Annotated in this window: 16 protein-coding genes; 13 read left to right on the forward strand and 3 right to left on the reverse strand. The window is 71.1% G+C overall.

Annotated elements, in window-relative coordinates:
* Positions 1 to 2: 2 nt before the first annotated feature.
* From RB628_RS02795 to RB628_RS02830, 8 genes are all read left to right on the forward strand, one after another.
* Entirely contained in the window at positions 3 to 1,109 is a 1,107-nt protein-coding gene (locus RB628_RS02795; RefSeq protein WP_318318629.1) for a quinone-dependent dihydroorotate dehydrogenase, read from the forward strand.
* Positions 1,106 to 1,951, forward strand: a complete 846-nt coding sequence (gene pyrF / locus RB628_RS02800) for an orotidine-5'-phosphate decarboxylase (protein ID WP_318318630.1) — start codon at positions 1,106 to 1,108, stop codon at positions 1,949 to 1,951. Before RB628_RS02795 ends, pyrF begins: the two co-directional genes overlap by 4 nt.
* Positions 1,952 to 2,227: 276 nt before the next feature.
* Complete coding sequence (locus RB628_RS02805) at positions 2,228 to 2,551, forward strand: integration host factor (RefSeq protein ID WP_164315001.1); 324 nt, start codon at positions 2,228 to 2,230, stop codon at positions 2,549 to 2,551.
* A gap of 36 nt (positions 2,552 to 2,587) precedes the next feature.
* Positions 2,588 to 3,181: a guanylate kinase gene (gene gmk / locus RB628_RS02810; protein ID WP_318318631.1), complete on the forward strand. Its 594-nt coding sequence runs from the start codon at positions 2,588 to 2,590 to the stop codon at positions 3,179 to 3,181.
* A gap of 38 nt (positions 3,182 to 3,219) precedes the next feature.
* Positions 3,220 to 3,492 carry a DNA-directed RNA polymerase subunit omega gene (gene rpoZ / locus RB628_RS02815; protein WP_003982715.1) on the forward strand — a complete coding sequence of 91 codons (273 nt, stop codon included), beginning with the start codon at positions 3,220 to 3,222 and terminating at the stop codon, positions 3,490 to 3,492.
* A gap of 134 nt (positions 3,493 to 3,626) precedes the next feature.
* Positions 3,627 to 4,829 (forward strand): bifunctional phosphopantothenoylcysteine decarboxylase/phosphopantothenate--cysteine ligase CoaBC, encoded by a 1,203-nt coding sequence (gene coaBC / locus RB628_RS02820; protein ID WP_318318632.1) that lies wholly within the window; start codon positions 3,627 to 3,629, stop codon positions 4,827 to 4,829.
* Between the two features lie 252 nt (positions 4,830 to 5,081).
* Positions 5,082 to 6,290 carry a methionine adenosyltransferase gene (gene metK / locus RB628_RS02825; protein ID WP_318318633.1) on the forward strand — a complete coding sequence of 403 codons (1,209 nt, stop codon included), beginning with the start codon at positions 5,082 to 5,084 and terminating at the stop codon, positions 6,288 to 6,290.
* 449 nt (positions 6,291 to 6,739) lie between these two features.
* On the forward strand, positions 6,740 to 8,932 hold the full coding sequence (locus RB628_RS02830; RefSeq protein ID WP_318318634.1) for a primosomal protein N': 2,193 nt from the start codon (positions 6,740 to 6,742) through the stop codon (positions 8,930 to 8,932).
* A 378-nt stretch (positions 8,933 to 9,310) separates the two neighbouring features.
* Here RB628_RS02830 and RB628_RS02835 read toward each other — a convergent pair whose 3' ends face one another.
* Complete coding sequence (locus RB628_RS02835) at positions 9,311 to 9,871, reverse strand: hypothetical protein (protein WP_318318635.1); 561 nt, start codon at positions 9,869 to 9,871, stop codon at positions 9,311 to 9,313.
* A gap of 202 nt (positions 9,872 to 10,073) precedes the next feature.
* Here RB628_RS02835 and fmt point away from each other — a divergent pair, with 202 nt between their 5' ends.
* Both fmt and RB628_RS02845 read left to right on the forward strand, forming a co-directional pair.
* Complete coding sequence (fmt, locus tag RB628_RS02840; RefSeq protein ID WP_318318636.1) at positions 10,074 to 11,006, forward strand: methionyl-tRNA formyltransferase; 933 nt, start codon at positions 10,074 to 10,076, stop codon at positions 11,004 to 11,006.
* Positions 11,007 to 11,117: 111 nt separating this feature from the next.
* Positions 11,118 to 12,536 carry an RsmB/NOP family class I SAM-dependent RNA methyltransferase gene (locus RB628_RS02845; protein WP_318318637.1) on the forward strand — a complete coding sequence of 473 codons (1,419 nt, stop codon included), beginning with the start codon at positions 11,118 to 11,120 and terminating at the stop codon, positions 12,534 to 12,536.
* On the opposite strand, the gene RB628_RS02850 is transcribed toward RB628_RS02845, so the two are convergent.
* Positions 12,517 to 14,676 carry an MMPL family transporter gene (locus RB628_RS02850; RefSeq protein ID WP_318318638.1) on the reverse strand — a complete coding sequence of 720 codons (2,160 nt, stop codon included), beginning with the start codon at positions 14,674 to 14,676 and terminating at the stop codon, positions 12,517 to 12,519. The genes RB628_RS02845 and RB628_RS02850 overlap by 20 nt on opposite strands.
* A 134-nt stretch (positions 14,677 to 14,810) precedes the next feature.
* Between RB628_RS02850 and rpe the strand changes: the two genes are divergently transcribed.
* Positions 14,811 to 15,497: a ribulose-phosphate 3-epimerase gene (gene rpe / locus RB628_RS02855; RefSeq protein ID WP_318318639.1), complete on the forward strand. Its 687-nt coding sequence runs from the start codon at positions 14,811 to 14,813 to the stop codon at positions 15,495 to 15,497.
* 93 nt (positions 15,498 to 15,590) lie between these two features.
* Positions 15,591 to 16,637 (forward strand): sugar-binding domain-containing protein, encoded by a 1,047-nt coding sequence (locus tag RB628_RS02860; protein ID WP_318318712.1) that lies wholly within the window; start codon positions 15,591 to 15,593, stop codon positions 16,635 to 16,637.
* A 91-nt stretch (positions 16,638 to 16,728) separates the two neighbouring features.
* Here RB628_RS02860 and RB628_RS02865 read toward each other — a convergent pair whose 3' ends face one another.
* On the reverse strand, positions 16,729 to 18,975 hold the full coding sequence (locus tag RB628_RS02865; protein WP_318318640.1) for an MMPL family transporter: 2,247 nt from the start codon (positions 18,973 to 18,975) through the stop codon (positions 16,729 to 16,731).
* 170 nt (positions 18,976 to 19,145) lie between these two features.
* Here RB628_RS02865 and RB628_RS02870 point away from each other — a divergent pair, with 170 nt between their 5' ends.
* Positions 19,146 to 19,562, forward strand: coding sequence for a barstar family protein (locus RB628_RS02870; protein ID WP_318318641.1), 417 nt, complete (start codon positions 19,146 to 19,148; stop codon positions 19,560 to 19,562).
* Positions 19,563 to 19,704: the final 142 nt, after the last annotated feature.

A 19,704-nucleotide genomic window follows, 5' to 3' on the forward strand; every position in this document is an offset into this window, starting at 1 on the left:
CCATGTACAAGCTTTTCTTCCGTCTGGTCTTCACACGGATGGACCCAGAAAAGGCCCACTGCCTGGCCTTCCGCTGGATCCGCCTCGCCGCCCGCGTACCCGTGCTGCGGACGTTCGTCGCCGCCGCCCTCGCACCCCGGTACGAGGAACTGCGCACCGAGGCATTCGGGCTGCGGATGCACGGCCCGTTCGGGCTCGCGGCCGGCTTCGACAAGAACGCGGTCGCGATCGACGGGATGTCGATGCTCGGCTTCGACCACGTCGAGATCGGCACGGTCACCGGGGAGCCGCAGCAGGGCAACCCCAGGAAGCGGCTGTTCCGCCTTGTGCCGGACCGGGCGCTCATCAACCGCATGGGGTTCAACAACGAGGGTTCGCTGGCCGTGGCGGCCCGTCTGGCGAGCCGGGAGGCGGTCTTCCGGACCGTCGTGGGCGTCAACATCGGCAAGACCAAGGTCGTCCCCGAGGACGAGGCCGTCGCCGACTACGTGAAGTCGGCCGAGCGGCTCGCCACGTACGCCGACTACCTAGTCGTCAACGTCAGCTCACCCAACACACCGGGCCTGCGCAACCTCCAGGCCACCGAGGCGCTGCGCCCGCTGCTCAGCGCCGTCCGCGAGGCCGCCGACCGTACGGTGACCTCGCGCCGCGTCCCGCTGCTGGTGAAGATCGCGCCCGACCTCGCGGACGAGGACGTGGACGCCGTCGCCGACCTCGCCGTCGAACTGGGCCTGGACGGGATCATCGCCACGAACACCACCATCGCGCGCGAGGGACTCGGTCTGACCTCCGACCTCACCCTGGTGGAGGAGACCGGCGGTCTCTCCGGCGCACCCCTGAAGGCACGCTCCCTGGAGGTGCTGCGCCGCCTCTACGCGCGCGTGGGCGACCGGATCACCCTGGTGGGCGTGGGCGGCGTCGAGGACGCCGAGGACGCCTGGCAGCGCATCCTGGCCGGCGCCACGCTCGTGCAGGGTTACAGCGCCTTCGTCTACGAGGGCCCGTTCTGGGGACGTGCCATGCACAAGGGGCTCGCAGCCCGTCTCCGTACGAGCCCGTACGCCACGCTCGCCGACGCGGTCGGCGCCGACGTAAGGAAGACGGCATGACAGCCCTGGAACCCTTTGGCGCCCGTCTGCGCCGCGCCATGGACGAACGCGGCCCACTCTGCGTCGGCATCGACCCGCACTCCTCCCTGCTCCTCGACTGGGGGCTGAACGACGACGTCGCCGGCCTGGAGCGGTTCAGCCGCACCGTCGTCGAGGCGCTGGCCGGGCGGGTCGCGGTGGTCAAGCCGCAGAGCGCGTTCTTCGAACGGTTCGGGTCGCGCGGGATCGCGGTGCTGGAAAAGACGGTCCAAGAGGCACGGGAGGCCGGCACCCTGGTCGTGATGGATGCCAAACGCGGCGACATCGGGTCCACCATGGCCGCGTACGCCGCCGCCTTCCTGGAGAAGGGCGCCCCGCTGTTCTCGGACGCGCTCACCGTCTCGCCGTATCTCGGGTACGGCTCGCTGCAGCCGGCGGTCGACCTCGCGCGGGAGAGCGGTGCGGGCCTGTTCGTGCTGGCGCTGACCTCCAACCCCGAGGGCGGTCAGGTGCAGCACGCCGTCCGCGAGGACGGGCTGAACGTCGGCGCGACAATGCTGGCGTACCTCGCCGCGGAGAACGCGGGAGAGCGGCCCATGGGTTCCTTCGGCGCGGTCGTCGGGGCCACGCTCGGCGACCTCTCGTCCTACGACCTCGACATCAACGGACCTCTCCTGGCGCCCGGAGTCGGCGCGCAGGGGGCGACCCCGGCCGATCTTCGCGGGGTGTTCGGGGCGGCGCTGCGGAACGTGGTTCCGAACATCAGCCGAGGTGTTCTGCGTCACGGTCCCGGACTCGGCGCCCTCCGGGACGCATCGGACCGCTTCGCGGACGAGATCAGCGCCGCCGTGGCCGCCACCTGAGCATTCGTACAGGTCGGCGGAGTCCTCCGATGAGGCCGTTCCGGACGCCTTGAGACGGAATACATTCTCAAATCCGGGGCAGTATGACCGAAATATCCGACCTGGCGAAGGCTGACCAGGACTTTTCCGCTGTTCTCGCTGACTCTGGCGGACTTGGCCGCTAGTCTCCGACGAGAGTCAACGAGCGAGCGTGTTGCTCGTAGCTCACCAGGTGAGGGGCGATCAGGTTCCTCACCGGTCCGTATCCGACAGTTCGACATCCGAGGTGACGTAGGCGTGGCTCTTCCGCCCCTTACCCCTGAACAGCGCGCAGCCGCGCTCGAAAAGGCCGCCGCGGCTCGCCGGGAGCGGGCCGAGGTCAAGAATCGACTCAAGCACTCCGGCGCCTCCCTTCACGAGGTCATCAAGCAGGGCCGTGAGAACGACGTCATCGGCAAGATGAAGGTCTCTGCCCTGCTCGAATCGCTCCCGGGCGTGGGCAAGGTCCGCGCCAAGCAGATCATGGAGCGACTCGGTATCTCCGAGAGCCGCCGGGTGCGTGGCCTCGGCTCCAACCAAGTCGCCTCCCTGGAGCGCGAGTTCGGCAGCACCGGCTCCTGAGTCCTGGCACCCCGGGATTCCTGGAATAATCGCCGTATGGCTGCAACATTCCGGGGGACGACCCCCGAGCCCCCGGACGTACGTCCGCGGCTGACCGTGCTCTCCGGCCCTTCGGGGGTCGGCAAGAGCACGGTCGTCGCCCATATGCGCAAGGCACACCCCGAGGTCTGGCTCTCGGTGTCGGCAACGACCCGAAGGCCACGTCCCGGCGAGCGGCACGGCGTCCACTACTTCTTCGTCACCGACGAGGAGATGGACAAGCTGATCGCCAACGGCGAGCTCCTGGAGTGGGCCGAATTCGCCGGCAATCGCTACGGCACACCGCGTGCGGCTGTGCTGGAGCGGCTGGAGTCCGGCGAGCCGGTCCTCCTGGAGATCGACCTCCAGGGCGCCCGTCAGGTCCGCGAGTCCATGTCGGACGCCCTGCTGGTGTTCCTGGCTCCTCCCTCCTGGGAGGAGCTGGTGCGCAGACTGACCGGGCGGGGCACCGAACCGCCCGAGGTGATCGAACGCCGCCTGGAGGCGGCCAAGATCGAACTGGCTGCCGAGCCGGAGTTCGACGAGACCCTGGTCAACACCTCCGTCGAGGACGTGGCGCGCGAGCTGCTAGCCTTGACGGAAGTTGTGTGATCGTTTTCGATCCCATCCCACCTTTCGGAAGGCAGAGCGTGTCCTCTTCCATCACCGCGCCCGAGGGCATCATCAACCCTCCGATCGACGAGCTCCTCGAAGCCACCGACTCGAAGTACAGCCTGGTGATCTACGCGGCCAAGCGTGCCCGCCAGATCAACGCGTACTACTCGCAGCTCGGCGAGGGCCTCCTTGAGTACGTCGGTCCGCTCGTCGACACCCACGTCCACGAGAAGCCGCTCTCGATCGCCCTGCGTGAGATCAACGCGGGTCTGCTGACGTCCGAGGCCGTTGAGGGCCCCGCGCAGTAGTATTTTCAACTTTCGGTTGAATTGTCCACAGGCCCGACAGCGCGACTGTCGGGCCTGCGGTGTGTCATAGACGCGTACGCCGGGGAGCCGCGGCGTACGCGTTCCGAGTCGCGTATCGAGTCAGGGGAGGCCCGGTGGGCAAGCCGAAGGTCGTACTGGGGGTCAGTGGCGGCATCGCCGCGTACAAGGCCTGTGAGCTGCTGCGGAGGCTGACGGAGTCGGGCCACGACGTCCGCGTCGTCCCCACCGCCTCGGCCCTGCACTTCGTCGGCGCCGCAACCTGGTCCGCGCTCTCCGGCCACCCCGTGTCGACGGAGGTCTGGGACGACGTCCAGGAGGTCCCGCACGTCCGGATCGGCCAGCACGCGGACCTGGTCGTCGTGGCCCCGGCGACGGCCGACATGCTCGCGAAAGCGGCCCACGGCATCGCCGACGACCTGTTGACGAACACCCTCCTCACCGCCCGGTGTCCCGTCGTCTTCGCCCCCGCCATGCACACGGAGATGTGGGAGCACCCGGCCACCCAGGAGAACGTGGCGACACTGCGTCGCCGTGGCGCCCTCGTCGTCGAACCGGCCGTGGGACGCCTCACCGGCGTCGACACGGGCAAGGGGCGTCTGCCCGACCCGGCCGAGATCTTCGAGGTCTGCCGCCGGGTACTGGCCCGGGGCGTGACGGAACCCGACCTGGTCGGGCGGCACGTCGTCGTCAGCGCCGGCGGCACCCGCGAGCCTCTCGACCCCGTCCGTTTCCTCGGCAACCGCTCCTCCGGCAAGCAGGGGTACGCGCTCGCCCGTACGGCCGCCGTGCGGGGCGCCCGGGTCACGCTGATCGCCGCGAACGCCGGTCTGCCGGACCCGGCGGGCGTGGATGTCGTGCCCGTGGGGACGGCCGTCCAGTTGCGCGAGGCCGTACTGAAGGCGGCCGCGGACGCCGATGCCGTGGTGATGGCGGCGGCGGTCGCGGACTTCCGTCCGGCGGCCTACGTGACCGGAAAGATCAAGAAGAAGGACGGCGAGGACCCGGAACCCGTCACTCTGGTCCGGAATCCAGACATTCTCGCGGAGATCTCGGCCGACCGAGCCCGGGCCGGCCAGGTGGTCGTCGGCTTCGCGGCCGAGACGGACGACGTACTCGCCAACGGCCGTACGAAACTGCGCCGCAAGGGATGCGACCTGCTCGTCGTCAACGAGGTGGGGGAGCGCCGGACCTTCGGTTCCGAGGAGAACGAGGCCGTCGTGCTGGGCGCCGACGGCAGCGAGACCCTCGTACCGCATGGGCCCAAGGAGGCGTTGGCCGAGATCGTATGGGATCTGGTTGCCGGCCGCTTCGAGTGAACGGGTCGTCGCCCCCTTCACAGATCCCTGACGTCCCTCCTGCCTTGCATTTCGAGGCGTGGCGAGCCTGGCGTACACCGCTCGTCATTGGGCAGAATGCCCGTGCCGCAGGTCATGGCACTTCCGAGAGTCGAGACGGAGGGGCCGATGGCCGAGTGCGACCGATAAACTGTTCTCGGACGGACGCCGGGCGCAGCTCCCGACCCGTCCGCCAATGATCAGCCAGCAGCCGCTGCAACCCCAGGGAGCGTTGTGTCCCGTCGCCTTTTCACCTCGGAGTCCGTGACCGAAGGTCACCCCGACAAGATCGCTGACCAGATCAGCGACACGATCCTCGACGCGCTTCTGCGCGAAGACCCCACGTCCCGCGTCGCCGTCGAGACGCTGATCACCACCGGTCTGGTGCATGTGGCCGGCGAGGTCACCACCAAGGCGTACGCGCCCATCCCGCAACTGGTGCGCGACAAGATCCTGGAGATCGGCTACGACTCCTCGAAGAAGGGCTTCGACGGCGCCTCCTGCGGTGTGTCGGTGTCGATCGGCTCGCAGTCGCCGGACATCGCGCAGGGCGTGGACACGGCGTACGAGCAGCGGGTCGAGGGCGATGAGGACGAGCTCGACAAGCAGGGTGCCGGCGACCAGGGCCTGATGTTCGGCTACGCGACGGACGAGACCCCGGAGCTGATGCCGCTCCCGATCCACCTCGCGCACCGGCTCTCGCGCCGCCTGTCCGAGGTCCGCAAGAACGGGACGATCCCGTACCTGCGCCCCGACGGCAAGACCCAGGTCACCATCGAGTACGACGGCGACAAGGCGGTCCGCCTGGACACGGTCGTCGTCTCCTCGCAGCACGCGAGCGACATCGACCTGGACTCCCTCCTTGCCCCCGACATCCGCGAGTTCGTGGTGGAGGTCGAGCTGAAGGCACTCCTCGACGACGGCATCAAGCTGGAGACCGAGGGCTACCGGCTCCTGGTCAACCCGACCGGACGCTTCGAGATCGGCGGTCCGATGGGCGACGCGGGCCTGACCGGCCGCAAGATCATCATCGACACGTACGGCGGCATGGCCCGCCACGGCGGCGGCGCCTTCTCGGGCAAGGACCCGTCCAAGGTCGACCGCTCCGCGGCCTACGCGATGCGCTGGGTCGCGAAGAACGTCGTCGCCGCGGGCCTGGCCTCGCGCTGCGAGGTCCAGGTCGCGTACGCGATCGGCAAGGCCGAGCCGGTGGGCCTCTTCGTGGAGACCTTCGGCACGGCCAAGGTCGACGCCGACAAGATCGAGGCCGCGATCACGACGGTCTTCGACCTGCGCCCGGCCGCGATCATCCGCGACCTCGACCTGCTCCGCCCGATCTACGCCCAGACGGCGGCGTACGGCCACTTCGGCCGTGAGCTGCCCGACTTCACATGGGAGCGGACGGACCGGGTGGAGGCGCTGCGGAAGGCTGTGGGGCTGTAGAGCCTGCGGTTGCCGAGTCCCGGTGTCCCTCAGGGGGCGCCGGGCTTCCGCGTGTCCGGCTCAGCTCCGTGGACAACCGGTCTGTGCGATGTCCTGCGTGAGGTCGGCCAGAGACACCTCGGGGTTGAGCATCTTGACCACGGCGTCGGTCAGCGGACGCGAGGCGAAGACGTGGCGAAGGGCTGCCAGGTCGACCGGAACGCCGTAGTAGTCCTCGGTCCAGCCCTGAAACCCCGTCGTCGAACGATCGGCGAGCAGTCCGAACAGGGAACCGGCGCCGTCCGGGTCTCCCGGTGTGAGTGATCCCGGAGGACGCCTGTTGCGGGCAGTTGCCGAGCCATGTCATGAACGGTCATGTCGACATCCAAGCCGGTGGCTCTGACAGTGGGCGCGGGATCGTGGACTTCGGGCGCGGCCCGTTGTCAGTGTCGTTTGGTAAAAATGCAAGCGTGAGCAGCGAGAACGGGCAGGGGAGCGGAGAGAGCGGTGGGGCCCGGGGCGGCGACGGGGCGCCGCCCGAGCAGCTTGCGTTGATTCGGGAGAGCGTGCGGCAGGCCAGGGCGCCGCGGGCCAAGCCGCGGACCTGGCGGGGGGCGCCGCTGGCAAAGAATTTGCCCGTCGCGCGGGTGCTGGTCGACAAGGGTGTGCTGCATCTTGACCGGTACTTCGACTATGCCGTGCCTGAAGAGCTCGACGCCGAGGCGCAGCCCGGAGTCCGGGTGCGGGTCAGGTTCGGGGCCGGACGGCATCGGGTGCGGGACGGGCGGCGCGAGGGCGGGGGGCTCATCGACGGGTTCCTTGTCGCCCGGCTCGCCGAATCCGACTACTCCGGGCCGCTGGCCGCGCTGGCCCAGGTGGTGTCGCCCGAGGTCGTCCTGAGCGAGGAGTTGCTCTCGCTGGCTCGGGCCGTCGCCGATCGGTACGCGGGGAGCCTTGCCGATGTGCTGCAACTGGCCGTACCGCCGAGGAACGCTCGCGCCGAGAAGACGGTCTCCCCAGCGGCTCTGCCGGCGGCCGGGGCACCGGATGCGGGGTCCTGGGGGCGGTACGAGCGAGGGGGCGCGTTTCTCGAGGCGCTCGCCACCGGGGGTGCGCCGCGTGCCGTGTGGAACGCCCTGCCCGGGCCCGAGTGGAGCGAGGAGCTGGCGCGGGCCGTCGGTGCGACGCTCGCCTCCGGGCGCGGGGCGCTCGTCGTCGTGCCGGACGGGCGTGCCGTCGCGCGGGTCGACGCCGCCCTGACCTCGCTCCTGGGGGAGGGGCGCCACGCCGTGCTCACCGCCGACGCCGGGCCCGAGAAGCGGTACCGGGAGTGGCTCGCCGTGCGGCGGGGGGCCGTACGGGCCGTGGTCGGGACCCGGGGCGCCGTGTTCGCGCCCGTCCGGGATCTGGGGCTCGTCGCACTCTGGGACGACGGGGACGACAGTCACAGTGAGCCGCACGCGCCGCAGCCGCACGCCCGTGAAGTGCTGTTGCTGCGGGCCGCGCAGGACAAGTGCGCCTTTCTGCTGGGCAGTTGGAGCTGCACCGTGGAGGCTGCGCAGCTCGTCGAGAGCGGGTGGGCCCGGCCGCTGGTCGCCGCGCGGGAGCAGGTGCGGGCGGCTGCCCCGCTCGTCCGGACCGTGGGGGACGGGGATCTCGCCCGGGACGAGGCAGCCCGGGCCGCAAGGTTGCCGACGCTTGCCTGGCAGGTGGTGCGGGACGGGCTGAAAGACGGGCCGGTGCTGGTGCAGGTGCCCCGGCGGGGCTACGTACCGCGGCTGGCCTGCGCCCGGTGCCGGGAGCCCGCTCGGTGCCGGCACTGCGCCGGGCCGCTGGAGGCGCGGGACGCCGGGGCGCCGTGGTGCGTGTGGTGCGGGCGGGAGGAGACCGGCTGGCACTGTCAGGAGTGCGGCGGGTTCCGGCTGCGGGCGCAGGTCGTGGGCGCGCGGCGGACCGCCGAGGAACTGGGGCGGGCGTTTCCGGCCGTGCCGGTCCGGACGTCCGGGCGTGAGCATGTGCTGGACACGGTGCCGGGGACGCCCTCGCTCGTCGTCAGCACGCCGGGCGCCGAGCCCGTCGCGGAGGGCGGGTACGCGGCCGCCCTGCTGCTCGACGGCTGGGCCATGCTCGGGCGGCCCGATCTGCGGGCCGGGGAGGATGCGCTGCGGCGCTGGATGGCTGCCGCTGCGCTCGTACGGGGGCAGGGGACGCGGGGGGAGGGGGCGCCAGGGGGGACGGTGGTCGTGGTCGCCGAGCCCACCCTGCGGCCGGTGCAGGCGCTGGTGCGGTGGGATCCGGTCGGGCATGCCGTGCGGGAGCTCGCGGAGCGCGCGGAACTCGGGTTTCCGCCGGTGTCCCGGATGGCGTCCGTGGCCGGGACCGCGGAGGCCATCGCCGCGTTCCTCGCCGGCGCCGAACTGCCGGGGGACGCCGAGGTGCTGGGGCCGGTGCCGTTGCCGGTCACGGCGGTGGGGCGGCCCCGGCGGGCAGGGGCGCCGCCGCCTGGGGAGCAGTGGGAGCGGGCGTTGGTCCGGGTTCCGCCGGGAAGCGGGTCCGCGCTGGCCGCCGCGCTGAAGGGGGCACAGGCCGCACGGATGGCCCGGGCGGGGCGGGGCGGTGAGGAGAGCGTCTGGGTGCGGATCGATCCGCCCGACATCGGGTGAGCACCGGAGGTGGGGTGGGGGCTGCGTATGTCCGGGGCGGGACTGGCCGTGCGGACGAGGGTCGGGCGGGGCCCGGTGTGGGGGGCGTTGGGCAGGACCGAGGCGGGTGGGGGCGGCCGGGATCCGGCGTCGGGCGGAGCTGACCGCGTGCGGGGACCGGGCGTCGGCGTGACCGGACGTGGGTGCTGGCCGGGCCTCGGACGGGACTGGAGTACGGGTGGCGGTCGGCTGGGGATCCGGCATGCGGTGGGGGCCGCATCAGGTGGTGATCCGGCAGGGGGGTGTGCGGCGGAGCAGGTCGCCGTGGGGGCTCGCATGCCTCTGCCCTCCCGGGTGCGGTGCGGGAGGGCAGAGGGTGGGGTGGGGCGGTGGTTCGGGTCAGCCGTTGCGTGGGCCCGGGAAGGCCGTGGGCCTTGCCTCGTCGCGGAGCGTCGGGCTGCCCGCTGTCGGCTGGGTCGGCATCGAACGGGCCGCGGGGACCGTCGGCACCGTGGGGAGGCCGGTGCCGACGCCGCCGACCGTGGCGACGCCTACCGTGCGGGTGCCCGACGTCTCCGTGGCGCGCTCGGCGTCGGCCGCTGCCTGGGCGGCGGCGCGGCGGGCGCCGTAACGGCGGTGGACGGCCTGCTTGGTGACCCCCAGGGCCGAGCCCACCGCGTCCCACGAGAAGCCGAGTGAGCGGTCGAAGTCCACGGCGGCCGTGACCAGGGTTTCGACGCTGTCCCGCAGTTCCTGGGCGAGGCGGACGGTCGGGGCGGGGGCGCGTCCGTAGACGACGAAGCCCGTGGAGGGGCCGGAGCGCCGCGGGCGGTAGACGTTGCCCAACTGGGCGGTGAGGGTGCGCAGTGCGTCCACCTGCCGGCGGACCCGCTCGATGTCCCGCACCAGCAAGTGCAGGCTGGCCCGAGCCTGGGCGTCGTGGGTTGCGTGGTCGGCCATGAACAAGCCTCTCGAACCGGCGTTGAAAAGGATCGGGCTGCGCGATGTGCGGCCCGTTGTGGTCAACTCTTTCTTGACCAACGCGATTTTGCGTGAGTGGTCACGGTGCGGGGGCGTAGGGGTATATGCGTACGCCCCCTGGAGTGCGGTCATAGACTGGTGCGCTGCCGCAGAATCCCGTCCGAGAGGCCCACGCCCACCCATGAAGCTTGTCTTCGCTGGTACCCCTGAGGTCGCCGTTCCCGCTCTGGATGCCCTTGTCGCGTCGGGACGGCATGAAGTGGTCGCTGTCGTCACGCGGCCCGACGCGCCTGCCGGTCGGGGCCGGAGACTGGTCGCCAGTCCCGTGGCCCAGCGGGCGGAGGAGGCCGGCATCGAGGTGCTGAAGCCCGCCAGGCCCAGGGACGAGGCGTTCCTCGCGAGGCTCCGGGAGATCGGGCCCGACTGCTGTCCCGTGGTGGCGTACGGGGCCCTGCTGCCCCGCGTCGCCCTGGACATCCCCGCCCACGGCTGGGTCAACCTGCACTTCTCGCTGCTGCCCGCATGGCGCGGCGCGGCGCCCGTGCAGCACTCCGTCATGGCCGGCGACGAGATCACCGGCGCCTCCACCTTCCTCATCGAGGAGGGCCTCGACTCCGGCCCCGTCTACGGCACGGTGACCGAGACGGTCCGGCCCACCGACACCAGCGGCGACCTGCTGACACGGCTCGCCTTCGCCGGGTCGGGGCTGCTGGCCGCGACCATGGACGGCATTGAGGACGGCACCCTGAAGGCCGTACCGCAGCCCGCCGACGGAATCACCCTCGCGCCGAAGATCAGCGTCGAGGACGCCCACGTCGACTGGTCCGTGCCCGCCCTCCGGGCCGACCGCGTCGTGCGCGGCTGCACCCCCGCGCCCGGCGCCTGGACCGTGTTCCGGGGCGAGCGGCTCAAGCTCATCCACGTCACGCCCGTGCCCGAGCGCACCGATCTCGCTCCCGGCGTGCTGTCCGTGGGCAAGAACAACGTGTACGTCGGCACCGGGTCGTACGCCGTCGAGCTGCTGTGGGTCCAGGCACAGGGGAAGAAGCCGATGCGCGCCGCCGACTGGGCACGGGGCGTGCGGATCGCCGACGGCGAGGTTCTCGGCGCCTGAACCGTTCCCGCGGACCGTTCCTGTTCCCGTGCGGTACCGCGAGATTCGGGCGTGCCCCATTCGACGTACGCTGGAAACCGCACCCTTTTCCCATATCCGGAGCACCTTTTCGTGAGTGAGCAGCCCCGTCGGCCACACAAGCCCGGCAAGCCCTACCGTCGGCCCCAGAAGGACCCCGTCCGCATCCTCGCCTTCGAGGCCCTGCGGGCCGTCGACGAGCGGGACGCGTACGCCAACCTGGTGCTGCCGCCGCTGCTTCGGGCGGCCCGCGCGAAGGGGGACTTCGACGGGCGGGACGCGGCTCTCGCGACCGAGCTCGTGTACGGGACGCTGCGTCGGCAGGGAACCTACGACGCCGTCATCAGTGAATGCGTCGACCGGCCTCTGCGCGAGGTCGATCCGCCGGTGCTCGATGTGCTGAGCCTCGGGGTGCACCAGTTGCTCGGGACGCGGATTCCCGCGCACGCCGCCGTCTCCGCCTCCGTAGAGCTGGCCAGGGTCGTGCTCGGCGACGGGCGGGCCAAGTTCGTGAACGCCGTGCTGCGCAAGGTCGCCCAGCACGATCTCGACGGCTGGATCGAGCGGGTGGCGCCGCCCTACGACGACGATCCCGAGGACCATCTGGCCGTCGTGCACTCGCACCCCCGGTGGGTCGTCTCCGCACTGTGGGACTCGCTGGGCGGTGGACGCGCCGGTATCGAGGAGCTGCTCGCCGCCGACAACGAGCGGCCCGAGGTCACCCTGGTCGCCCGGCCCGGGCGGTCCACCACCGAGGAGCTGCTCCGCGAGGAGGCGGCGGTGGCGGGGCGCTGGTCGCCGTACGCCGTGCGGCTCGCCGAGGGCGGGGAACCCGGGGCCATCGACGCCGTACGGGACGGGCGGGCGGGAGTGCAGGACGAGGGCAGCCAACTCGTCGCGCTCGCCCTGGCCAACGCTCCGGTCGACGGGCCCGACAAGGCCTGGCTCGACGGGTGCGCCGGGCCCGGCGGCAAGGCCGCGCTGCTCGCCGCCCTCGCCGCGGAGCGGGGTGCGCTGCTCCTCGCCTCCGAGAAGCTGCCGCACCGGGCCGGACTGGTCGCCAAGGCGCTGGACGGCAATCCGGGCCCGTACCAGGTCGTCGTCGGGGACGGGACCCGGCCGCCGTGGCGGGCCGGCAGTTTCGACCGGGTGCTGATGGACGTGCCCTGCACCGGACTCGGGGCACTGCGCAGGAGGCCCGAGTCCCGCTGGCGGCGACGCCCCGAGGATCTGGACGGCTTCGCGCCGCTGCAGCGCGCGCTGCTGACCACCGCGCTGGAGTCGGTCCGCGTCGGCGGGATCGTCGGCTACGCCACCTGCTCACCGCACCTCGCCGAGACCCGGGCCGTCGTCGACGACGTCCTCAAGCAGCATCCTCAGGCCGAACTCGTCGACGCCCGGCCGCTGTTGGAGGGCGTGAGCGACCTCGGTGACGGTCCCGACGTACAGCTGTGGCCGCATCTGCACGGGACCGACGCCATGTATCTGGCCCTCATCCGCCGGACCGGTTGACCTCCGGGGCGGGCTCCGGAGCCGTCGCCCCGCCGTCCTGCTTGGCCAGCCGGTGCGGCCACCACACCTTCGGGCCCACGTCCAGGAACAGGGCCGGGACCAGCACCGACCGGACCACGAACGTGTCCAGGACCACGCCCAGGGCCACCGCGAAGCCGATCTCCGCGAACGCCACCATGGGCAGCGTGCCGAGGGCCGCGAACGTGCCGGCCAGGACCAGGCCCGCCGAGGTGATGACCGCGCCGGTCGTCGACAGGCCGGTCACCACACCCTTGCGGGTGCCCTGGCGGGCCGACTCCTCGCGGATACGGGTGGTCAGGAAGATGTTGTAGTCGATGCCCAGCGCCACCAGGAACACGAAGACGAAGAGCGGGAAGTCCGTCGACTCGCCCGCGTAGTCGAACAGGTGGCGGAAGGCCAGGGCGCTGATGCCCAGTGCCGCCGCAAAGGACAGCACCACCGTGCCGATCAGCAGCAGCGGGGCGATCAGGGCGCGGAGAAGGGCGCAGAGGATCAGCAGGACCACCGCCAGGACCAGCGGGATGATCAGCATGTTGTCGTGCGTCGTCGCCCTGTCCATGTCCAGCAGGGCCGCCGTGCCACCGCCCACCTGGGCGTCCGCGTCCGGCACCGCGTGCACGGCGTCCCGGACCCGCTCCACCGTCTGTTTCGCGGCCTCGCTGTCCGCGGGGGCGGTCATCGTGGCCTCGAACAGCACCTTGCCCTCGAAGGAGGACTTCGTGCCCGGTGGCAGCCCGAGGGACGTGGGCACCACGCCACGCGTCTCCGCGACCGCCCGGCCGACCTGCTGGGCCTGTGCCTGGTTGCTGATGACGACGAGCGGATCGCCGCTGCCCGCCGGGAAGTAGCGCGCCGACACCTCCTGGCCGACGATCGAGTCCGGTTTGTCGGTGAAGGCGTCGGCGTTGCTCAGGCCCTCGGCACGCAGCTGCATCAGGCCGAACGAGCAGGCGACCAGGGCTGCCGCCGTGATCCCCCAGATCATGCGCGGCCGGCGGGCGATGCTCCGGCCCATCCGGCCCCACAGGCCGCGTTCGGTCGGGTCGGGCGAGCCGTTGTGCGGGATCACCGGCCAGAAGATCCAGCGCCCGCAGATCACCAGGAGGGCGGGGAAGAGCGTCATCATGGCCAGCAGGGCCACGGCCACGCCGATCGCTGCCACCGGGCCGAGGCCGCTCGTGGAGTTCATCTCGGCGGCCACCAGCACCAGCATGCCGAGGACGACCGTCGCGCCCGACGCGATGACGGCGGGGCCCGCGCGGTGCAGGGCGAGTGCCATCGCCTCGTGGCGGTCCTCGTGCCGGCGCAGCTCCTCCCGGTAACGGGCGACCAGGAGCAGGGCGTAGTCCGTCCCCGCGCCGAACACCAGCACGGTGAGAATGCCCGCGCTCTGGCCGTTCACCGTCAGGCCCGCGTGTTCGGCGAGGAAGTAGATCAGTGCCTGCGCGGTGAACAGGGACGCGACCACTGCCAGCAGGGGTACCAGCAGCAGGGTGGGGCTGCGATAGGTGAGCAGGAGCATGACGACGACCACGCCCATCGCCGCAAGCAGGAGCGTCGAGTCGATGCCCTCGAAAGCCTCCGAGAAGTCCGCCGACGTACCGCCGGGACCCGTGACGTGCACGGCCAGCCCGGCCGCACCGGTACCCGCGGCGGCCCGGATGGAGTCGACGGCGGGCGCGATCCGCTCCCAGCCCTTCTCGTCCATCGTGATGGGTACGAAGATCTGTGCGGCCCGAGGATCGGAGGCGCGGTCGTACACCGGGCCCCGGGTCTCCGCGCCCCGGACGCCGTGGTCCCGCAGTTTCTCCAGCTGCGCCGCGTCCTCGGTGATCCGGGCCCGGTCCGCCGCCGTGAGGCCGCTCTCGCGCGCGTAGACGACGATCGCGGGGATCTGCTCCGGCCTGAAGTCCTCGGAGAGACGCAGGACCTGGGTGGATTCCGCGGACCCCGGCAGCCAGGACGCGGCGTCGTTGTCCTGGGCGTCGGCGAGCTTCTGGGCGAACGGCGCTGTGAGTATGAGCAGCACGAGCCACAGACCCAGCACGACCCATTTGGCGCGCCGGCCGCAGACGTAGTGGCCGATTCCCGGTTGCTGTTTTCGATGTTTCTCCGTCATGGCCACCCCCGCAGCCGTGTGTGCAGCCCGTGGGCCGCCCAGCATGGCATGGCGCGCCCGGGTACAACATCCGATGAACGCCCTGGTTCTGGACCGGCGTGAACAGTAGGCACCGGGCATGGGAGGCTTGGGGCATGGCCGTGCAGATCAACCCCAGTATCCTGTCCGCAGACTTCGCCCGGCTCGCCGATGAGGCGAGGGCGGTCGAGGGGGCGGACTGGCTTCATGTCGATGTGATGGACAACCATTTCGTACCGAACCTCACGCTCGGTGTGCCGGTCGTGGAGTCCCTGGCCCGGGCGACGGACACCCCTCTGGACTGCCATCTGATGATCGAGGACCCCGATCGATGGGCGCCGCAGTACGTGGAAGCGGGGGCCGGTTCCGTCACCTTCCATGTGGAGGCCGCCGCCGCTCCGGTACGGCTCGCCCGCGAGATCCGGGCCAAGGGTGCCCGGGCCTCCATGGCCCTCAAGCCCGCGACCCCGATCGAGCCGTACGAGGACCTGCTGCCCGAACTCGACATGCTTCTGGTCATGACGGTCGAGCCGGGTTTCGGCGGCCAGGCGTTTCTCGACATCATGCTCCCCAAGATTCGCCGCACCCGCGAGTTGATCAGCAAGCACGGCCTTGAGCTGTGGCTCCAGGTCGACGGCGGAGTCGCCGCCTCCACCATCGAGCGCTGCGCCGAGGCCGGTGCGGACGTCTTCGTCGCGGGATCGGCGGTCTACGGTGCCTCGGAGCCGGCCGAGGCGGTACGTGCACTACGCACCCAGGCGCAGGCGGCGACCGCCGGTGCCTCCTGGGCGTGCGGCCACTGAGCCAAGGGAACGTGAACGACGTACTTCCGGGCAGATCAAGCACTCGGGATCTGCAAGGATGAACGGCGAATCCAGAATGTGAACAGCAGCGATGTGAAGAGCAGTGAGGAGATCGCCGTGTCGGGTATGTCGGCTGGCCGGTCAGCCATGCGGATGGGACCCGCTGAGCTGGTGCAGGCGGCGGCCATGGCCCGCCGCTTCTACCTGGAGGGCAAGTCCAAGATCCAGATCGCCGAGGAGTTCGGCGTCAGCCGCTTCAAGGTGGCCCGGGTCCTGGAGACCGCCCTCGAACGGGATCTGGTGCGGATCGAGATCCGTGTCCCGGCCGAACTGGACGCCGAGCGCTCGGACGCGCTGCGTGCCCGGTACGGCCTCAGGCACGCGGTCGTGGTCGAGTCCCCGGCCGAGGCCTCCGAGGAGTCCCCCGATCCCGAGAACCTCGGTGAAGTGGCCGCCGACCTGCTCGGCGAACTGGTCGACGAAGGCGATGTGCTCGGCCTCGCCTGGGGCCGGTCAACGATCCACATGGCGGCGGCCCTCGACCGGCTGCCGCCCTGCACGGTGGTCCAGCTGACGGGTGTGTACGACGCCGGAACCGCCGAGCGCGGCTCGGTCGAGGCGGTGCGCCGCGCCGCCCAGGTGTCCGGCGGCGACGCCCACCCCATCTACGCCCCGATGCTGCTGCCCGACGCGGCCACCGCCGCCGCGCTGCGCAACCAGACCGGGATCGCCCGCGCCTTCGAGTACTTCGACAAGGTGACGGTCGCCTGCGTCTCCATCGGCTCCTGGGAGGCCGGTATCTCGACGGTGCACGACATGCTCAGCGACGAGGAACGCAGCCACTACGTGTCCCTGGGTGTCGCCGCCGAGATGTCCGCGCACCTCTTCGACGCCGACGGGCGCAGGGTCGGCCGGGACCTGGGCGAGCGGTGCATCACCGTCAAGACCGACCAGCTCCGCCGGGTCCCGGAGGTCGTCGCGATCGCGGGCGGGCGGCGCAAGGCCGCCGCGATCGACGCGGTGCTGCGTTCCGGGCTGGTCACCAGCCTGGTCACGGACACCTCGGCCGCGGACTACCTGATGACGGCGGGTCCGACGCCGAAGCCGGCGCTCAACAGGGCGGACCCGGACGGGATCTGACGGGATGTGAAGGTGCGGGCGGTGCCCGGGTTCCCTTCGGGGCCCGGGCGCCGCTCTGTTCAGGGGATGCGCAGGGGGACGTCCGCGGTCCTCAGCCGTGCTCGTCGCCCTCCGGGTCCACGTGCGGCAGCATCCGGTCGAGCCAGGAGGGCGTCCACCAGGCGTGACTGCCCAGCAGCGTCATCACCGCAGGCACCAGCAGCAGACGTACGACCGTCGCGTCGATGAGCACACTCACGGCGAGCCCCAGGCCGAGCATCTTCACCACCACGTTGTCGCTCACGACGAACGCTGCGAAGACGCTCACCATGATCAGGGCCGCGCAGGTGATCACCCGGGCTGTGATCTCCAGTGCGTGGGCCACGGACGCCCGCGCGTCGCCGGTGCGCAGCCAGGCCTCGTGGACGCGGGAGAGCAGGAAGATCTCGTAGTCCATGCTGAGCCCGAAGATGATCGCGAACATCATCATCGGCACATAGCTCTCGATGGGCACCTTGCCCGTCACGCCCAGCGCCGGCCCGCCCCAGCCCCACTGGAAGACGGCCACGACGACACCGTACGAGGCCGCGATCGACAGGACGTTGAGCACAGCCGCCTTCAGCGCCACCAGCAGGCCCCGGAAGACGGCCAGGATGATCAGGAAAGCGAGGGCGACGACCACGCCGATGATCAGCGGGAGACGGCTCGCGACGATGTCACGGAAGTCGACCTGGGCGGCGGTCGTGCCCGTCACATAGCCGTGCGCCGCCGTTCCGGACACGGCCTCGGGCAGGGTCTCGTCGACCAGACGGTTGGTCAGGTCGGTGGTGGTACGGCTCTGCGGCGCTTCCTTGGAGTAGACCGTGCCGACCAGCACGTCCCCGTCCTCGGTCGCGGTGAGCGGGGTGACGGTGGCGGCGCCCGGTACGCCCGTCAGCGAATTGGACGCCTTCGAGGCGAGGGCGGAGCGCTGGTCGGAGGGCACCTTCGTCTGGTCGATGACAACGGTCAGCGGGCCGTTGGAGCCGGGGCCGAAGGACTGGGCCATGATGTCGTACGCCCGCCGGTCCGTGAACGACGTCGGATCGGCGCCGTCCCCGATATGGCCGAGCTGGATGGACAGCACCGGGATCGCCAGCACCAGCACCGTCACGACCCCGCCGGCCAGGAACCACCAGGGGCGCCGCTCGACGCGCTGCGCGTAGCGGTGCCAGGCGCCCTGTCCCTCGGCCCCGGCATCGCCGCCGGCTTCGGCGACCGGGCGGCGCACCCGGTAACGGTCGATACGGCGGCCGATGAGCCCCAGCAGGGCCGGGACCAGGGTGAGGGCGCCCACGACCGCGGAGACCACCGTCACGGCGGCTGCCACGCCCAGCTTGCCGATGAAGGTGACCCCGGAGACGGACAGCCCGGCCAGCGCGACGATCACCGTGCATCCGGAAACCAGGACGGCCCGCCCGCTGGTGGCGGTGGCCCGGCCCGCGGCCCGCACCGGATCGTCGCCGTCCATCAGGTTCTGCCGGTGCCGGGTGATCAGGAACAGTGCGTAGTCGATGCCGACGCCCAGGCCGATCATCGTGGCCAGCGTGGGGGAGACCGTGGCGAAGGTGAACGCCGCCGCGAGCAGACCCAGGCACGCCAGTCCGCCGATCACGCTGATCAGCGCGGTGAGCAGGGGGATGCCGGCGGCGAGCACACTGCCGAAGCCGACCAGCAGGACCACGATCGCCACCGCGAAGCCGATCAGCTCGCTGACCCGGTCGTCGGCGGCGGGCCGGGCCAGCTCGCCCAGCGGTCCGCCGTACTCGACCTGTACTCCGGCCGCCCGCAGTGACTGCACCGAGTCGTCGACGCCGTCGAGGTAGTCGTCGTCGAGGGTGGAGGGCTGGACGTCGAAGCGGACGGTGATGTAGCCGGTCTTCGCGTCGGTGGAGAGCGGGCCGACGGTCTCCTTGCCCGTGGGTTGTGATCCCGGCGGTGGCAGCGGGTTCTGGACGGACAGGACGTGCGGAAGTTTCTGCAGGTCGGCGACCGTCTGGGACATCTGTGTGGACACGGAGGTCAGGGGCTTGGCCGAGTCCCGCAGCACGATCTGGCTGCCGTAGCCACCGGCCGCCGGATCGTGCTTCTTCAGGACGTCCAGGCCCTGCTGCGACTGGACCCCGGACAGGGAGAAGTTGTCGGAGTAGTCACCGCCGAAGGAACGGTTGAGCACCTGGAGCGCGGCGAGCGCGACCAGCCAGGCCACGATGACGATCACGAAGTGCCGGGCACACCACTCGCCCAGCCGGCGCAGTCTCCCGCGCGTGTCCTTGTGTCCTCCTGATGCTGGTACTGGCGTTGCTGTCGACGATGACATGCGCGGCTCCCGCCGGAGACTGGCCGATCTCCTTCATTGAACGACTCGCCGATCAACGTGTCCTGTCGGGAGGCTGCCGCACGCGTTGTCGTTGTCATCGGGCCGGGCGGTGGGATCTACTACAGCGATGATCACTTCGCCCCTTCGCGACTCCTCACGGCGGTACTGAGATGACCGACCATCCGCTCGCCCCGGTGCTCGCGGGCAGCGCACCCGCCGGTGTCCTGTCCTGGCCCGCAGCCCTGCCGGCGGAACGCGCGCTGGAAGCCGCCCGTGAGGCGGGCTGGGAGGCCGCCGACCTCGACCTCGCCGGCGTCTCGGACAAGGCCGGGCTGATGACGGCCTGCGCCACCGCGCTGCGCTTCCCGGACTACTTCGGCGCGAACTGGGACGCCCTGGCGGACTGTCTCGGCGACCTGGCGTGGTGGCCCGCGAGCCGTGGCCGGCTCATCCTCGTCCGGAACTGGCAGGAGTACGCGGCGGCCCGGCCCGAGGAGTGGAGCATGCTCCAGGAGATCTTCGCCGACGCCGCCGCGAGCTGGCGGGAGACGGAGACGGGGCTGGCGGTGGTGATGGTGCTCGCCTGACGCCTCCGCCCTTCGTTCGGCGTCTGTCCCTCGTCGGATGCCACGAGCCGGTCGGCGATCCGTCTGGACGATCCGACCAGGCGGTTTCAGGTCACCGGCATGGGACAATGAGGTACGTGCTCTTCCCCCTGGCTGTCCTGTC

The sequence above is a fragment of the Streptomyces sp. ADMS genome (genome assembly GCF_033441795.1).
Lineage (GTDB): Bacteria > Actinomycetota > Actinomycetes > Streptomycetales > Streptomycetaceae > Streptomyces.